Raw genomic sequence first — 15,880 nt, 5'->3', positions numbered from 1 at the left:
GCGTCGTGCTCCTGCTTGCCCTCGGTCTTCCGCTGTCTCTTGCCCAGGCTCAGGGTTTGGAACTGCAGCCTCACACCTTCCAGGCCCGCGACGGCCGCGCCGTTCACGCCGAGCAGGGCACCCTCACCGTGCCCCTGCGTCACGCTCGGCCCGAGGGCCCGGGCCTGACCCTGCGCTTCGTGCGTTTCAAGAGTACGAACCCGTCGCCCGCGGCACCCATCGTGTACCTGTCCGGGGGCCCGGGCGGCTCCGGCATCGATACCGCGCGCCATGGCCGCTTCGAGCTGTTCCTCGCCCTGCGCGAGGTGGCCGATGTCATCGCGCTGGACCAGCGCGGCACCGGCGAGTCGAATGCTCATCCCGAGCTGGTGCAGCGCTGGGCTGTCCCGCTCGAGCAGCCCATGGACGAGGCGTTGCTCAGCGCCACGGTGAAGAAGGCCGCCGCCGAGGCGAGCCGGACCTGGACGGCGGCGGGCGTGGACCTGGGCGCGTACACCACGATGGAGAGCGCCGAAGACCTGGAGGTGCTGCGCAAGGCGCTGGGCGCCCCGAAGCTCAACCTCTGGGGTATCAGCTACGGCACCCACCTGGGCCTCGCCTACCTGCGGCGCCACCCACAGCAGGTGGACCGCATCATCCTCGCGGGCGTCGAGGGACCGGACGACACCTGGAAGCGGCCCGCGCACGCGGAGGCGCTGCTCGACCGCTGGGCGGCCGTGCTGCGCGCCGAGGGTGAGCGCGGACCGGGCCTGAAAGCGCGGCTGGCGAAGCTGTTGAAGTCGCTGCGTCGCGAGCCTCGCGTCGTTGAGTTCACGGATCCGGAAAACGGGGAGCGCCACACCTGGAAGGTCAGCCCCTTCGACCTTCAGTGCGCCACCTTCGAGTCCCTGAGAGACCCCGCCATCTTCCGGCGCTTCCTCGCCCTGCTCCCGGCGCTGGAGGCCGGAGACTACACGCCGATGGTGCCCTTCGCCGGCATGCTGCGTGATGGGGTGCTGCGACCGATGCCGCTCGCCATGGATGCGGCTTCTGGCGTGAGCCCGGCGCGTTACGCCCTCATCAAGAGGGAGGCGTCGAGGGCGCTGCTCGGCGGCAGCGTCAACCCAGAACCCCTGCGGGCGGGGGATGTGGCCGGTGTGAGCGACCTCGGCGAGTCCTTCCGCGGGCCGCTGAAGGCCGCGGTGCCGGTGCTCCTCATCAGCGGCACCTTGGATGGACGCACGAGCCCGGACAACGCGGAGTCACTGCGCCCGGGACTCTCCCAGGCCGTGCACCTAGTGCTCGAGGGGGCGGGACATGACGGCCTCTTCCAGTCGGACCCCCGCATCCTCGAGCGGATGAAGGCCTTCATGAAGGGCGAGACGCTTCGCGACGAGCGCCTGCGGATCGAGGCGAAGCGCTGAGGTCGACTGTTCGCTCCGGACACGGTCGGGAGACAGGCTGAGACCTCGCGGTCGCGCTCTGGCTCCCGGTACCCGTCATGCTGCAACAATGATGCGGCGATGCGTTTCTCGCGTGGTTGGATGCAGGGGCCGTTTCTTCCTGAGCGATAAGTCGAAGAGCGTGGAGGGACCTCCCGCCTGTCGAACAGGGCGGGAGTCCTTCGAGGGGAAGCCCATTCCATGTCGATGTTGAAACGCCCGCTGTCCGCCTTCGTGCTCGGCGCCTGTCTGTTCGCGCTGAGCGCTTGTGATTCCAAGGACGACCCGACGCCTGACGCGGGCATGACCGTCGACGCGGGGACCGACGCCGGCACCGGCTCCGAGCCGGACGCAGGGACCGACGCCGGGTCGACGGAAGAACCGCCGCCCGTCATTCCGGAGGGCCACACCCTGCTGACGCCGTCCGCGACGGAGGTCCACTCGGTTCCCAGAGGAGGTCCGGAGGCCCCGCTCCGGTTCGCCTTCGTCGCCCAGGCCGGGCACCATTACGACTTCATCGTCGAGGCCGGCATGGAGGGCTACGTCCTGGACCTGCGGGACGCCCAGGGAAAAGACATGGACCACGTCGATCAGCGCTTCTCTGGCATCGACCCCTTTGCGCGGTCTTGGCATTGGTCGGGGCTCACGGCGGGCGAGGTCCATACCGTGGCGGTCTCTCAAGTCACCGTGCCGACCCAGCTGCCCTTCCGCTTCCGGTTCGTGGACATGGGCCTGGACGACTACGGCGACCTGCTCACCACCGCGCAGTCCTGGACGCCCTCGGAGCAGCCCCTGACGGGGACCGGAGAACACGCTGGCGAACGGGACTTGTTCTCGGTCGAGACCGTCCAGGGGCATGTCTATCTCCTCGACGGTGTCTTTCCCTCGCAGTCCTGGGAGCTGGCTTTCATCGACTCCCTTCAGGAGCTCCATGCCTCCGTGGACGGCCTCGGCTTCAGGGAGACCCAGGGCGCCACGGCCTTCAAGTCACCCGGTGGCGTGATGTACGCCTCCATCCGGAGCAACCCGCTCGATTCCCCCCCTCAGCCCTACACGGTCGTGTTGAAGGACCTGGGCGCGGAGGACCACGGGGACTCCGTGGAGACCGCCACGGTGCTTCCGCCCGGCACGACGTCCGTGGACGCGAGGATGGAGGTCCCCACGGACAAGGACATCTTCTCCCTGGGCGTCGTGGCCGGTCACTTCTACCGGGTGTCGTGCACCATCGACGGGGACAAGCGCTGCCGGCTCCGGAACGCCGCGCCGGGGAGTGACTTCAGCTATCTCCAGGGCGGTGACATGAGCACGACGGCCTTCAAGGCGTCCCAGGCCACGCACTTCGTGCACGTGGACCTGGATCCGGTCGTGCCCGCGCGCTGGGTGGTAGGCCACTACACCCTCCGGTTCGAGGACCTGGGCCCGGACGACCACGGGGACACGCTGGCCACGGCGACACCGCTGACGGGCCCGTCACAGGCGGTGTCTGTTTTCATCGGAGATACCTCGGACCATGATGTCCTCTCCTTCGACGCCACCGCCGGGCAGCGCTACCAGTTCGCGTGTGAATGGAAGGAGCACCCGTCGCAGATTCAGCTGAACGCGGCCTTCATGGACGCGCAGGGCGGACGGTACCCGGGGGACCTCGCGCGCGTGGGCCCACGCTGGGTGCGGACCTTCACGGCGCCGACCTCAGGCACCTACGGCATCGACCTGTGGACGTCCTCCACCGTCGCGCTAGGGGCCTCCGCCTGCTGGTTCGACGTGCTGGCCCCCTGATGCACCTCCGCCGCGGTCCCGGGACACCTGCCCGGGACCGTGGCGCTGGCATCACATGTTGCGGCGGTACTGCCCGCCCACCTCGTACAGCGCGCGGGACAGCTGGCCCAGCGTGCACACCTTGCACGCGTCCATCAGCGCGCCGAACACGTTGCCGTTGTCCAGCGCCGCGCGGCGCACCGCCTCCAGCGCGGCGGGCGCCGTCTTCGCGTTGCGCTTCCAGAAGGCGTCGCGCGCGGTGATGGCGTAGTCCTTCTCCTCCTTCGTCGCGCGAATCACCTCCGGCGGCGTCACCGTGGGCGAGCCCTTCGGGTCCAGGAAGGTGTTCACGCCCACGATGGGCAGCGTCCCGTCGTGCTTCTGCATCTCGTAGTAGAGCGACTCCTCCTGGATCTTGGAGCGCTGGTACATCCGCTCCATCGCGCCCAGCACGCCGCCGCGCTCGGAGATGGCGCGGAACTCCGTCAGCACCGCCGCCTCCACCAGGTCCGTCAGCTCCTCGATGATGAACGAGCCCTGGTTCGGGTTCTCGTTCTTCGACAGGCCGAACTCCTTGTTGATGACCAGCTGGATGGCCAGCGCGCGCCGCACGCTCTCCTCCGTGGGCGTGGTGATGGCCTCGTCGTAGGCGTTCGTGTGCAACGAATTGCAGTTGTCGTTGAGCGCCAGCAGCGCCTGCAGCGTGGTCCGGATGTCGTTGAAGGCGATCTCCTGCGCGTGCAGGGACCGGCCCGACGTCTGGATGTGGTACTTCAGCTTCTGCGACCGGTCGTTGCCGCCGTACTTGTCCCGGATGGCCTTGGCCCAGATGCGGCGGGCCACGCGCCCCAGCACCGCGTACTCGGGGTCCATGCCGTTGGAGAAGAAGAACGACAGGTTCGGCGCGAAGTCGTCGATGTGCATCCCGCGCGACAGGTAGTACTCGACGAAGGTGAAGCCGTTGGCCAGCGTGAAGGCCAGCTGGGAGATGGGGTTCGCCCCGGCCTCCGCGATGTGGTACCCGGAAATCGACACCGAGTAGAAGTTCCGCACCTTCTGGTCGATGAAGTACTGCTGGATGTCGCCCATCACCCGCAGGGCGAACTCCGTGGAGAAGATGCAGGTGTTCTGCGCCTGGTCCTCCTTGAGGATGTCCGCCTGCACCGTGCCGCGCACCGCCTGGAGCGTGGACGCGCGGATCTTCGCGTAGACGTCCGCCGGCAGCACCTCGTCGCCGGACACGCCCAGCAGCAGCAGCCCCAGCCCGTCGTTGCCCTGCGGCAGCTCCCCCTGGTAGCGCGGACGCGGCAGGCCGCGCTCCCGGTAGAGGGCTTCAATCTTCTGCTCGACCTCCTCCACCTTCCCGTTCGCGCGGATCCACTTCTCGCACTGCTGGTCCACCGCGGCGTTGAGGAAGAAGCCCAGCAGCATGGGCGCCGGGCCGTTGATGGTCATGGACACGGAGGTGGACGGGTCCGCCAGGTCGAAGCCGGAGTAGAGCTTCTTCGCGTCGTCCACGTTCGCGATGGACACCCCCGAGTTGCCCACCTTGCCGTAGATGTCCGGCCGGTGGTCCGGGTCCTCGCCGTACAGCGTCACCGAGTCGAACGCCGTGGACAGGCGCTTCGCCGGCAGGCCGCGCGACACATAGTGGAAGCGCTTGTTGGTGCGCTCCGGGCCGCCCTCGCCCGCGAACATGCGCGCGGGGTCCTCGCCCTCGCGCTTGAGCGGGAAGACGCCCGCGGTGAACGGGAAGGCGCCCGGCGCGTTCTCCCGCAGCAGCCACGTCAGGATGTCCCCCCAGTCCTCATACTTCGGCAGGGAGATCTTCGGCACGCGCAGGTGGGAGAGCGTCTCCGAGATGAGGTCCAGCTCGATGACCTTGTCGCGCACCTGGAACTGGTACTTGGACGCGGCGTAGCGCTTCTTCGTCGCGGGCCACTCGGCCAGCAGGCGCCGGCAGTCCGCGTGCAGGCGGCTCTCCAGGTCCTGGTACAGCGCCACCAGGTCGCCCAGGTACGCGGGCTCGCCCTCCACGCGCTCCGTCACCTGCACCACGTCGGCGGCGTCCTTCGGCTCGACGATCTCCAGCTTCTTCTTCCCCACGTTCTGGCGCAGGGCCTGGATGGTGCCGTGCAGCTGGTACATGCGCCGGGCGATGGCGGCCTGGGCGCGCACGAAGCCGTCGTAGGACTCACACGCTTCGACGATCTCCGCCAGGTAGCGCGTGCGGTCCGGGGGGATGATCCACTTCTTCTCGCTCATGCCGGGCGTGAGGGAGAACTTGCTCTCGAGCGTCGCGCCCGTCTTCTTCACCAGCGCGTCGATGAGCGCCCGGTAGAGCGTGTTCATGCCCGGGTCGTTGAACTGCGACGCGATGGTGCCGTACACGGGCACCGCGTCCTCGGGCAGCGTGAAGGCGTTGTGGTTGCGCTTCCACTGCTTGCGCACGTCGCGCAGCGCGTCCAGCGACCCGCGCTTGTCGAACTTGTTGATGGCGATGACGTCCGCGAAGTCGAGCATGTCGATCTTCTCGAGCTGCGTCGCCGCGCCGTACTCGGCGGTCATCACGTAGAGCGCCACGTCCGAGTGCTCGGTGATCTCCGTGTCCGACTGGCCGATGCCGGAGGTCTCCACCACGATGAGGTCGAAGCCCGCCGCCTTGCAGACCTCGATGGAGTGGGCGACGTGCCGGGACAGGGCCAGGTTGCTCTGACGGGTGGCCATCGAGCGCATGTAGACGCGCGGGTTGTCGATGGCGTTCATGCGGATGCGGTCGCCCAGGAGCGCGCCGCCGGACTTGCGCTTGGACGGATCCACGGAGAGGACCGCGAGCGTCTTGTCCGGGAAGTCCGCCAGGAAGCGGCGCACCAGCTCGTCCACCAGGCTGGACTTGCCCGCGCCGCCCGTACCGGTGATACCCAGCACGGGCACCCGGGGGGCGTCCACGCTGGCGTCCTTGAGCGCGGTGCGCAGCGCTTCCCCCGCGTCCGCGAAGTTCTCCGCGATGGTGATGAGCGACGCGATGCGCTCGGGCTCGCGGGGCAGCGGCTGCTTCAGCAGGCCCTTGAACTCCGCGGGGCGGATCTCGAAGTCACATTGCGAGATGAGGTCGTCGATCATCCCCTGGAGGCCCATGGAGCGGCCGTCGTCCGGGGAATAGATGCGCGCGACGCCGTACTGGTGCAGCTCCTCGATCTCCGTGGGGAGGATGGTGCCGCCGCCGCCGGCGAACACCTTGATGTTCGCGCCGCGCTCGCGCAGCAGGTCGATCATGTACTTCAAGTACTCGACGTGGCCGCCCTGGTAGGACGTGAGGGCGATGCCCTGGGCGTCCTCCTGGATGGCGCAGTCCACGATCTCCGCCACGGAGCGGTTGTGGCCCAGGTGGATGATCTCCGCGCCGGAGGCCTGCATCAGGCGGCGCATCACGTTGATGGCCGCGTCGTGTCCGTCGAAGAGGCTGGCGGCCGTGACGATGCGGACGTGGTGGCGGGGCCGGTACGGCTGGGGAGCGGTGTTCGGATGGGGGTGTCGCACGGGCGTACACTAGGAGTGCGGTGCGGGCCCGGCAAGCGATTGAGACAGGCGTTGCCCTTTGGACGACGCGCCTTGTCAGGGCTGTGTTCGCGGCAGGAACGCGCCCAGCACAGCCAGTGCGGCCGACGTCGGCGTCGCGCGCCCTTCGCGTACGTCCCGCTCCAGCACGGGCACGAGGGCGGCCACCTCGGGGTGCGCTCGCAGGGCCGCTCGCAGGCCGTCGTGCACCATGGCCCACATCCAGCCCACCTGCTGCTGCGTCCGGCGCTGCTGGAGCTCACCGGACGCCGCGCGCTGGGCGATGACGGACTCCACGGAGGTCCACAGCGTGTCGATGCCCGTGCCCTCCATGGCGCTGCACGTGGTGACCACCGGCTCCGCGCCAGGGCGCATCAGGTGCAGCGCGGCGCGGTACTCCGCGCGGGCCCGGGTGGCGCGGGGCAGGTTGTCGCCGTCCGCCTTGTTGATGGCCACCATGTCCGCGACTTCCAGGATGCCGCGCTTGATGCCCTGCAGCTCGTCGCCGGCGCCCGCGAGCATCAGCACCAGGTAGAAGTCCACCATGTCCGCGACCACGGTCTCGGACTGGCCCACGCCCACCGTCTCCACCAGCACCACGTCGAAGCCCGCGGCCTCGCAGAGCAGCAGCGTCTCCCGCGTCTTGCGCGCGACGCCGCCCAGCGTGCCGCTGGAGGGGCTGGGGCGGATGTACGCGGCCGGCTCTCGCGCCAGCCGGTACATGCGCGTCTTGTCACCCAGGATGCTGCCGCCGGACACGCTGCTGGACGGGTCGATGGCGAGCACCGCGACCTTCTGTCCGCCGCCCACCAGGTGCATGCCCAGCGCGTCGATGAAGGTGCTCTTGCCCACGCCCGGCACGCCGCTGATGCCCACGCGGCGGCTCTTGCCGGTGTGGGGCAGCAGCTTCGTCAGCACCTCCTGCGCGAGCGCCGCGTGGCGCGGGTGCTCGCTCTCCACCAGGGTGATGGCGCGGGCGAGCAGCGCCCGGTCTCCCGCGCGGACGCCCTCGACGTAGGTGTCCGCGGGAAGCGGCTTCACGCCTCCTCCTGCGCGGCGGCCAGCTTGTCGAGCAGCTCGATGGCGGCCTTCGCGATGACGGTGCCCGGGCCGAAGATGGCGGCGGCGCCCGCGGCGCGCAGGGCGTCGTAGTCCTGGGGCGGGATGACGCCGCCCACCACGACCATGATGTCCTCGCGGCCCAGCGCCTTGAGCGCGGCCTTGAGCTGCGGCACCAGCGTGAGGTGGCCCGCGGCGAGGGAGCTGGCGCCCACGATGTGCACGTCGTTCTCCACGCCCTGTCGTGCGGACTCCTCCGGCGTCTGGAACAGCGGACCGATGTCCACGTCGAAGCCCAGGTCCGCGAACGCCGTGGCGATGACCTTCTGGCCGCGGTCGTGGCCGTCCTGGCCCATCTTCGCGATGAGGATGCGCGGCCGGCGCCCGAAGCGCGCGAGGAAGTCGTCCGCCTTCGCCCGCGCCTCCGCGATGCCCCGCGCCCCGCCGGCCTCCGCCGAATACACTCCCGTCACGCCGCGCACGGTGGCCTCGTAGCGCCCGAAGACCTTCTCCAGCGCGTCGCTGATCTCTCCCACGGTCGCCTTCGCCCGCGCCGCGTCGATGGCCAGCGCCAGCAGGTTGCCCTCGTTGCGCCGGCCCGCTTCGGTGAGCGCGTCCAGGCGGCGGCGCACCTCGTCCGCGTCGCGCTCCGCGCGCAGCTCGCGCAGGCGGGCGATCTGCGCCTCGCGCACGGCGGAGTTGTCCACCTTGAGGATCTCGATGCGGTCCTCGCGCTCCGGCGGGTACTTGTTCACGCCGATGATGGCCTGGCGCCCGGAGTCGATGCGCGCCTGGGTGCGCGCGGCGGCCTCTTCAATGCGCAGCTTGGGCAGGCCCGCTTCAATGGCCTGGGTCATGCCGCCCAGCGCCTCCACCTCCTGGATGTGGCCCCAGGCCTTCTGCGCCAGCTCGTGGGTGAGGCGCTCCACGTAGTAGCTGCCGCCCCACGGGTCGATGACGCGCGTGGTGCCGCTCTCCAACTGGAGATAGAGCTGCGTGTTGCGGGCGATGCGCGCGCTGAAGTCGGTGGGCAGCGCGATGGCCTCGTCCAGCGAGTTGGTGTGCAGGCTCTGGGTGTGGCCCTGCGTCGCGGCCATGGCCTCCACGCAGGTGCGCACGACGTTGTTGTAGACGTCCTGCGCGGTGAGGCTCCAGCCGGACGTCTGGCAGTGGGTGCGCAGCGCCAGGCTCTTGTCGCTCTTGGGCTGGAAGCCCTTGATGAGGCGGGCCCAGAGGAGGCGGGCCGCGCGCATCTTGGCCACCTCCATGAAGAAGTTCATCCCGATGGCCCAGAAGAACGACAGGCGCGGGGCGAACGCGTCCACGCCCAGGCCCGCGGCGAGGCCCGCGCGCACGTACTCCACGCCGTCCGCGAGCGTGTAGCCCAGCTCCAGGTCCTGCGTCGCGCCGGCCTCCTGCATGTGGTAGCCGCTGATGCTGATGCTGTTGAAGCGCGGCATCCGCTCCGCCGTGAACTTGAAGATGTCCCCGATGATGCGCATCGAAGGACCGGGCGGATAGATGTACGTGTTGCGGACCATGAACTCCTTGAGGATGTCGTTCTGGATGGTCCCGCTGAGCTGTTCGGGCTTCACGCCCTGCTCCTCGGCCGCGACCACGTAGAGCGCGAGCACGGGGAGCACGGCCCCGTTCATCGTCATGGACACGCTCATCTGGTCGAGCGGGATGCGGTCGAACAGGATGCGCATGTCCTTGATGGAGTCGATGGCGACGCCCGCCATGCCCACGTCGCCCGCGACGCGCGGGTGGTCGCTGTCGTAGCCCCGGTGGGTGGCCAGGTCGAACGCGATGGACAGGCCCTTCTGCCCGGCCGCGAGGTTGCGGCGGTAGAAGGCGTTGGACGCCTCCGCCGTGGAGAAGCCCGCGTACTGGCGCACCGTCCACGGCTGCTGCACGTACATGGTGGAGTAGGGGCCGCGCACGAACGGCGGCAGGCCCGGCAGCGAGCCCAGGTGCTCCACGCCCTCCAGGTCCTCGTGCGTGTAGAGCGGCTTGACCGGGATGCCCTCGGGCGTGTCCCAGCGCTCGGCGCCGCGCGTGGCCTCGCTCGCGTGCGCGCGCTGCGTGTCGCGCACGGCCGCGGGCGTCTGGGTTTCAGGGGCGTCGAAGGCGACGCGGGAGAAGTCCGGAACGGTGGGGCGCATCAGGCCACTCCGAGCTGCTGGTGCAGCGTCTTCAGGAGCTGGAACAGGTCCGCTCCCGCGTAGAGGAAGAGGTCCACGCCGGCCGCGCGGAAGGCGGCCTCGTGTTCACCGGGGCGGCCCGCGACGGCGACCGTGCGCGCGCCCTTCGCCTTCAGGGCCGCGACGAGCGCGGGCACCTGCTCCGGGTAGAGCGAGTCCGGACCGGAGAGGACGGCGAGCGACGTGCCCGCCTTCGCGAACAGCTCCGCGGCGGCGGTGGCGTCCGCGAAGCCCCGGTGCTCGTCGGCTTCGATGCCGCCCACCGCGAGCACGTTGGAGATCCAGGTGGAGCGCGCGGTGTGCTCCGCCACGGTGCCCAGGTTCGCCATGAAGGCGCGGGGCCGGGCGCCGTGCGCGGCGTGGTAGCGGTCGCTCGCGTCGCGCAGGGACTCGAAGGACTCCGCCGCGCGGACGGGGCGCGGCGGCGTGACAGCGCCCGCCTCTTGCGCGAGCGCCGCGGGGTGGGCCTCGCGCTGCACGGTGGCTTCGCCCAGGTGGGGGAACTCGCTGACGCCCACGATGGGCAGCTTGCGGGTGCGCACGGCCTTGTCGCGGGCGGTGCGCGTCTCGGTGAGGACGCGGGCCACGTCGCCCTGCGCGATGGCGCGGGAGATGCCGCCCAGCGCCTCGATGCGCTGCAGCTCCGCCCAGGCCGCGCGCGCGATGTCGCCGGTGAGCTGCTCCAGGTAGTAGCTGCCGCCCGCCGGATCCGCGACGCGGTTGAGGCTGGACTCGTCGCGCAGGATGAGCTGCGTGTTGCGCGCGAGGCGCCGGCCCTGCTCGTCGGGCGTGCCCAGGGGCTCGTCGAAGGGGGCGGTGCTCACGCTGTCCGCGCCCGCGACCACGGCGGCGAAGGACTCCGCGGTGGCGCGCAGGATGTTCACCCACGGGTCGCGCCGCGTCTTGGTGGCGCTGGCGGTGCGCGCGTGCAGCGCCATGGCCTGCGACTCCGGCGCGCCACCGCAAGCGGCGACGACCTTGGACCAGAGCAGCCGCGCCGCGCGCAGCCGGGCGATCTCCGGGAAGAACTGGCCGCCCACGGACAGGGCGAACTGCATCGAGCGCGCCGCGTCTCCCGGCGCCACGTCCGCGCGCTCCAGCTCGCGCAGGACCTCCACGCCGGTGGCGAGCGTCCACGCCAGCTCATGCACGGAGGTGGCGCCCGCGTCCGCCCAGGGGCGCGACGACACCAGCAGCGCGCGCAGGCCCGGCGCGTCCGCGAGCAGCGACTTCACCCGCGGCGCGGCCTCCGCCAGCGTCCGGGCCACGTCCACCTTCGCGGCGCCGTGCCGCGCCAGGGCCGCGATGGGGTCGATGCCCAGGCTGCCCTTCAGCGCTCCGGGGGACACGCCCCGGCTCCGGGCGACCTGGAGCAGGAGCGACGCGGGCGCGAGCACGTCCCGGGTGGGCTCCAGGTGCACCGGCGTGCGGTCCAGCGGCACGTGCGCGAGCAGGCGCTCCAGCGTGGCCGGGTCCTTCACCTCGATGCCGTGGGGCGCGTCCAGGAGCAGCCAGGCGCCCTGCGCGCCGCGCTCCAGGTCGTCGCGGAGCGCTTCGGCGGTGCCGGCCACGTCGGGCCCGGCGTACTCCTGGCACACCGTCCAACCACCCTCGGTGTGGCCCAGGGGCTGGGTGCCGCGCACGTAGGGCGCGACGCCGGGCGGTTCGGAGGGCGCCGGGGCGTCCTGGGGCGTGTAGAGGGGCTGGAGGGACAGGCCGCCTTCCAGGGGCGACTGGAGCACGGTGAAGGGCTTGCCCTTCAGGTCCTTGTCCACGAGCCGGCGCCAGTCCTCGACGGAAGGCGGCGGGAACTCCGTTGCGATGTGACGAGGCACGTCAGCCATGGCTCCTCCCATAGGCGCAATGCCCGCCCGGGAGCAATGGAAGGCTGATGGGGCCTGCGTGCGTGCGCCCGCCCGGTGTCCCCGGGCGGACGCACCGCGTCGTGTGCCTACTGCCGCAGCATCTCGTGTTGGAAGCGCGCCTCCGCCGACTTCGCGGGGTCCTGGAGGTCCGGGTGGAAGTCCGGCTTGAGGTCGAAGTCCACGCGGAGGACGCGGCCGTTGAACCGGGCGTTGGAGGGGTACTCGGGGCTCACCGCCGTGCCCTTGTCCCAGCCCACGTCGAAGGTCTCGTCCATGGAGTACCCCACGGACACGGTCCTCGGAATCTTCCCCTCCGCCACCTTCTTCCCGTCCACGAAGAGGCGCCCGGTGCCGCCCGCGCCGAAGGGCTCGGGGCCGGTCTTCTCGAACTCGTAGCGCAGGCGGTGCCTGCCGGGCGTCAGCGCCGCCTTGCCCCGGAGGTAGGTGTATTCAGGCCCGGGGAAGTTGTAGCAGAACACCGGCACGCCCTTCTGGAGGTAGAGCGTCCACCCCGCGGACGCGCCGCCGAGCGCGACGATGGGCCCCTGGGCCTCGCCCGCGGGCACCTCCACCTCCGCGGTCATCTCCCAGGAGCGGTTCTTGGTGTCCGGTCCCGCGAACTCCTGGATGCGCACGGCGCCCTCGTAATAGGTCAGCCGCTCGCGCTGCGTGTAGAGGCCCTGCCGCCCCAGCGCGCGGACCTGGAAGCGGTCATCCAGGGGCAGCACCTGGTAGCGCCCGGCCTCCGCCCACCACATGCCGACCAGCTCGATGAGCTTCTTCACCATCGGGTCGTCCAGGTTGGCCCGGTCCCGTCCCTTCATCAGGTCGTTGGATTCGGTGGGGTCCTCGTGGAGGTTGTAGAGCTCCCAGTGGTCCTCGTCGAAGCCCCACTTCGCCGCGTTCTCCCACGGCTTGCGCCCGTGGTACGTCACGATCTTCCAGCCGTCGTGGTACAGGCCGCGGTTGCCCAGCATCTCGTAGTACTGCGTGACGTGGTTGGACGGCGCCTTCGCGTCGTTGAACGAATACGTCATGCCGAAGCCTTCGATGGGCTCCTGCTGCACGGTGTTGATGAAGCGCGGAGCCTCCACGCCGATCGCCTCCAGGATGGTGGGCACGATGTCGATGACGTGGTGGTACTGCGTGCGCAGCTCGCCCTTCGCCTGGATGCCGCGCGGCCAGTGGACGATGAGCGGGTTCCGCACGCCGCCGAAGTGCGTGTACTGCTTGCAGAGCTGGAACGGCGCGTTGCCCGCGAGGGCCCAGCCCACCGGGTAGTGGTTGTAGGAGCCGGGCTGGCCGAACTGCTCCAGCCGCGCCAGGTTCTGCTCCACCGTCTCCGTGGCGTTGTTCGCCACGGACTGCTCATTGAAGATGCCCGTCAGCGTGCCCTCGCCCGAGGAGCCGTTGTCCCCGATGAAGACGAAGACGAGCGTGTTGTCGAGCTGGCCCGTCCGCTCCAGGAACTCCATCAGCCGGCCCAGCTGCGCGTCGGCGTGCTCGATGAAGCCGGCGTAGAGCTCCGCCATCCGCGTGTACAGGCGCTTCTGGTCCGCGGTGAGGGTGTCCCACTTCGGGACGCCCTCCAGCATGGGCGCGAGCTTCGCGTCCCGGGGGAGGATGCCCAGCTCCTTCTGCCGCGCGAGCGTCTGCTCCCGGTACGCGTCCCAGCCCATGTCGAACCGGCCCTTGTAGCGGTCCGCCCACTCCGGCGCGACGTGGTGCGGAGCGTGCGCGCACCCCAGCGCCAGCCACGTCAGCCAGGGCTTCGCCGGGTCCGAGGAGTGGTGCTGGGAGATCCAGCTGATGGCGCGGTCCACCAGGTCCTCGGACAGGTGGTAGCCCTCCTCCGGCGTGCGCGGCGGATCCACGGCCTCGCGGTCCAGGAAGAGCTTCGGGTTCCACTGGTCGCAGTCCCCGCCCAGGAAGCCATAGAAGCGGTCGAAGCCGAAGACGGGGCCCGTGGGCCACCGGTCATAGGGCCCGGCGATGGTCGTCTCCTCCGACGGGGTGTTGTGCCATTTGCCAATGCAGTAGCTGGTGTAACCATGCTGATGGAGCATGGCGGGCACGCCGGCCTTGTCCTGCGGCTGGCGGCCGTTGTAGCCGGGGAAGCCGGTGGCCAGCTCGGTGATGTTGGCCATGCCCACGGAGTGGTGGTTGCGGCCGGTGATGAGGCACGAGCGCGTGGGTGAGCAGAGCGCCGTGGTGGTGAAGTGGGTGTAGCGCAGGCCCTGCTGGGCCAGCTTCATCATGTGCGGCGTGCGGATGAGCCCGCCAAAGGGTTCGCACCAGCCGAAGCCCACGTCGTCCAGGATGACGTAGAGGATGTTGGGCGCGTCCTTGGGCGCGGTGGGCGGCATGGGGAAGGCGGGCTCGGACTCCTGCCAGGTCCTGCCAATCCGGCCCGGGAAGCGCTCCCCTTCCCGGTAGGTCTTCACCGGGCCCGCCTTCGCGCCGTCGCCGTTGCCCTTCTTGCGTGGACTCTTGCTCATCTGCCCCTCCGGAGTTCGTTCCGAAGGAAGATGGAGGGAACTGTCCACCCGGACATCAGACGGCCGGAGGGCTCAGTCGGCCTTGGGAGGGGGCGTGTGCCAGTCCCCGCCCAGCGCCTTGATGAGCCCGACCGCGGACACCATGCGCTGTCCGGCGATGTTCGCCAGCGTCTGCTCGGAGGAGTAGAGCGTGGTCTGCGCGGTGATGACCTGCAGGTACGTCGCCGTGCCCGCCTTGTACTGGTTCAGCACGACCTCCAAGGTCTGCCGCGCGTAGCTGACCGCCTCCTGTTGGATGACGACCTGCTGCTCCAGCACGCGCAGCGACACGAGGTTGTCCTCCACGTCCTGGAACGCGGCCAGCACGGTGGCCCGGTAGGTGGCGACGCTCTGGTCGTAGGCCGCGCGCGCGTCCTCCGTCTGCGCGGCGCGAAGGCCGCCGTCGAAGAGGGTCGCCACCAGCTGCGGCCCCAGCGACCAGACCAGGTGGGGCGCCGTCAGCCACTTCGACAGGGTGGTGCTGACGAAGCCTCCGGACGCGCTCAGGTTGAGGGAGGGGAACCACGCGGAGATGGCGACGCCAATCTGCTCGTTCGCGGCGGCGGCCCGGCGCTCGGCGGCGGCGATGTCCGGACGGCGCTCCAGGAGCGTGGAGGGCAGCTCCAGCGGCAGGGGCGGCGGCGTCGCGGTCAGCGGCACCCGCGGGATGGAGAAGCTGGACGCGGGCTCTCCCACGAGGACCGCGATGGCGTGCTCGTAGGTGGCCCGGGCGATCTCATTCTGCGTCGCGGACGACCGGGCCAGGGCCAGCTGGGTCTGGGCCTGGAGGACGTCCGCCCGCGCGGCCACGCCCTGCGCGTAGCGGTTCAGGGTGAGCTGGAGGGACTTCTGGTAGCCGATGACCGCGTCGTCCAGCAGCCGCTGGGCCGTGTCCAGCGCGCGCAGCTGGAAGTAGCTCTGCGCGAGCGTCCCCTGGGCGGACAGCTTCGCGTTGTCCAGGTCGGAGCCGGCGGCCTGGGCGGACGCCTTCGCCCCGGAGACCTGGCGGCGCACGCCGCCCCAGAGGTCCGGCTCCCACGTCGCGTCCAGGGCCAGGTCGTAGATGTTGCCCACGGTGCTGGTCGCCGGGTTTCCGACGCCGGGCGCGGCGGTGGTGAGGCCGGCGCCCTTCGACCGCGTCACCGAGCCCGAGGCCCCCAGCGTGGGGAACAGCGACGCGCGGGCCTCCGCCACCATGGCCCGGGCCCGGCGGTAGGCGGCCTCGTAGCTGGCCACCGTCTGGTTGGCGCGCGCGACCTTCTCCTCCAGCGCGTCCAGCTCCGGGTCCCCGAACCGCTTCCACCAGGGCCCCCGGTCGTGTCTGTCATTGGGCTGCGCGGGCTTCCAGCCCTCCGCGGCCTCCTTGAAACGCGTGGGCACCGGGGCCGTGGGCCGCTTGTAGTTGGGGCCCACGGGGCACCCGGTCAGCAGCCCCAGGGCCAGGATGGAAACGGCGTGGAAGCGAAGGCGCATCATCGGCT

The 15,880-nt window shown here is 70.4% G+C and carries 8 protein-coding genes; 2 read left to right on the top strand and 6 right to left on the bottom strand.

Features of this window, described 5'->3' with window-relative positions; translation table 11 throughout:
* The first annotated feature begins 56 nt into the window (after nt 1-56).
* On the top strand, nt 57-1,403 hold the full coding sequence (locus GTY96_RS25005) for an alpha/beta fold hydrolase (RefSeq protein ID WP_161666014.1): 1,347 nt from the start codon (nt 57-59) through the stop codon (nt 1,401-1,403).
* Nucleotides 1,404-1,622: 219 nt separating this feature from the next.
* The gene (locus GTY96_RS25000; protein ID WP_161666013.1) at nt 1,623-3,197 is read left to right on the top strand and encodes a hypothetical protein; all 1,575 of its coding nucleotides are present in this window, start codon (nt 1,623-1,625) and stop codon (nt 3,195-3,197) included.
* 51 nt (nt 3,198-3,248) lie between these two features.
* Here GTY96_RS25000 and GTY96_RS24995 read toward each other — a convergent pair whose 3' ends face one another.
* From GTY96_RS24995 to GTY96_RS24970, 6 genes are all read right to left on the bottom strand, one after another.
* On the bottom strand, nt 3,249-6,716 hold the full coding sequence (locus GTY96_RS24995; RefSeq protein ID WP_161666012.1) for a methylmalonyl-CoA mutase family protein: 3,468 nt from the start codon (nt 6,714-6,716) through the stop codon (nt 3,249-3,251).
* A gap of 75 nt (nt 6,717-6,791) precedes the next feature.
* Nucleotides 6,792-7,775 carry a methylmalonyl Co-A mutase-associated GTPase MeaB gene (meaB, locus tag GTY96_RS24990; protein ID WP_143905288.1) on the bottom strand — a complete coding sequence of 328 codons (984 nt, stop codon included), beginning with the start codon at nt 7,773-7,775 and terminating at the stop codon, nt 6,792-6,794.
* The gene (gene scpA / locus GTY96_RS24985; RefSeq protein ID WP_143905286.1) at nt 7,772-9,958 is read right to left on the bottom strand and encodes a methylmalonyl-CoA mutase; all 2,187 of its coding nucleotides are present in this window, start codon (nt 9,956-9,958) and stop codon (nt 7,772-7,774) included. The genes meaB and scpA overlap by 4 nt, the downstream gene beginning before the upstream one ends.
* Complete coding sequence (locus tag GTY96_RS24980; RefSeq protein WP_143905284.1) at nt 9,958-11,841, bottom strand: methylmalonyl-CoA mutase family protein; 1,884 nt, start codon at nt 11,839-11,841, stop codon at nt 9,958-9,960. Before GTY96_RS24980 ends, scpA begins: the two co-directional genes overlap by 1 nt.
* A gap of 107 nt (nt 11,842-11,948) precedes the next feature.
* Nucleotides 11,949-14,360: an arylsulfatase gene (locus tag GTY96_RS24975; protein WP_143905282.1), complete on the bottom strand. Its 2,412-nt coding sequence runs from the start codon at nt 14,358-14,360 to the stop codon at nt 11,949-11,951.
* 72 nt (nt 14,361-14,432) lie between these two features.
* The gene (locus GTY96_RS24970) at nt 14,433-15,875 is read right to left on the bottom strand and encodes an efflux transporter outer membrane subunit (protein ID WP_143905281.1); all 1,443 of its coding nucleotides are present in this window, start codon (nt 15,873-15,875) and stop codon (nt 14,433-14,435) included.
* Nucleotides 15,876-15,880: the final 5 nt, after the last annotated feature.

This window comes from Corallococcus silvisoli (assembly GCF_009909145.1).
Lineage (GTDB): Bacteria > Myxococcota > Myxococcia > Myxococcales > Myxococcaceae > Corallococcus > Corallococcus silvisoli.
The sequence above is the reverse complement of the archived record's forward strand: the minus strand, read 5'-3'. Positions and strand labels throughout refer to the sequence as shown.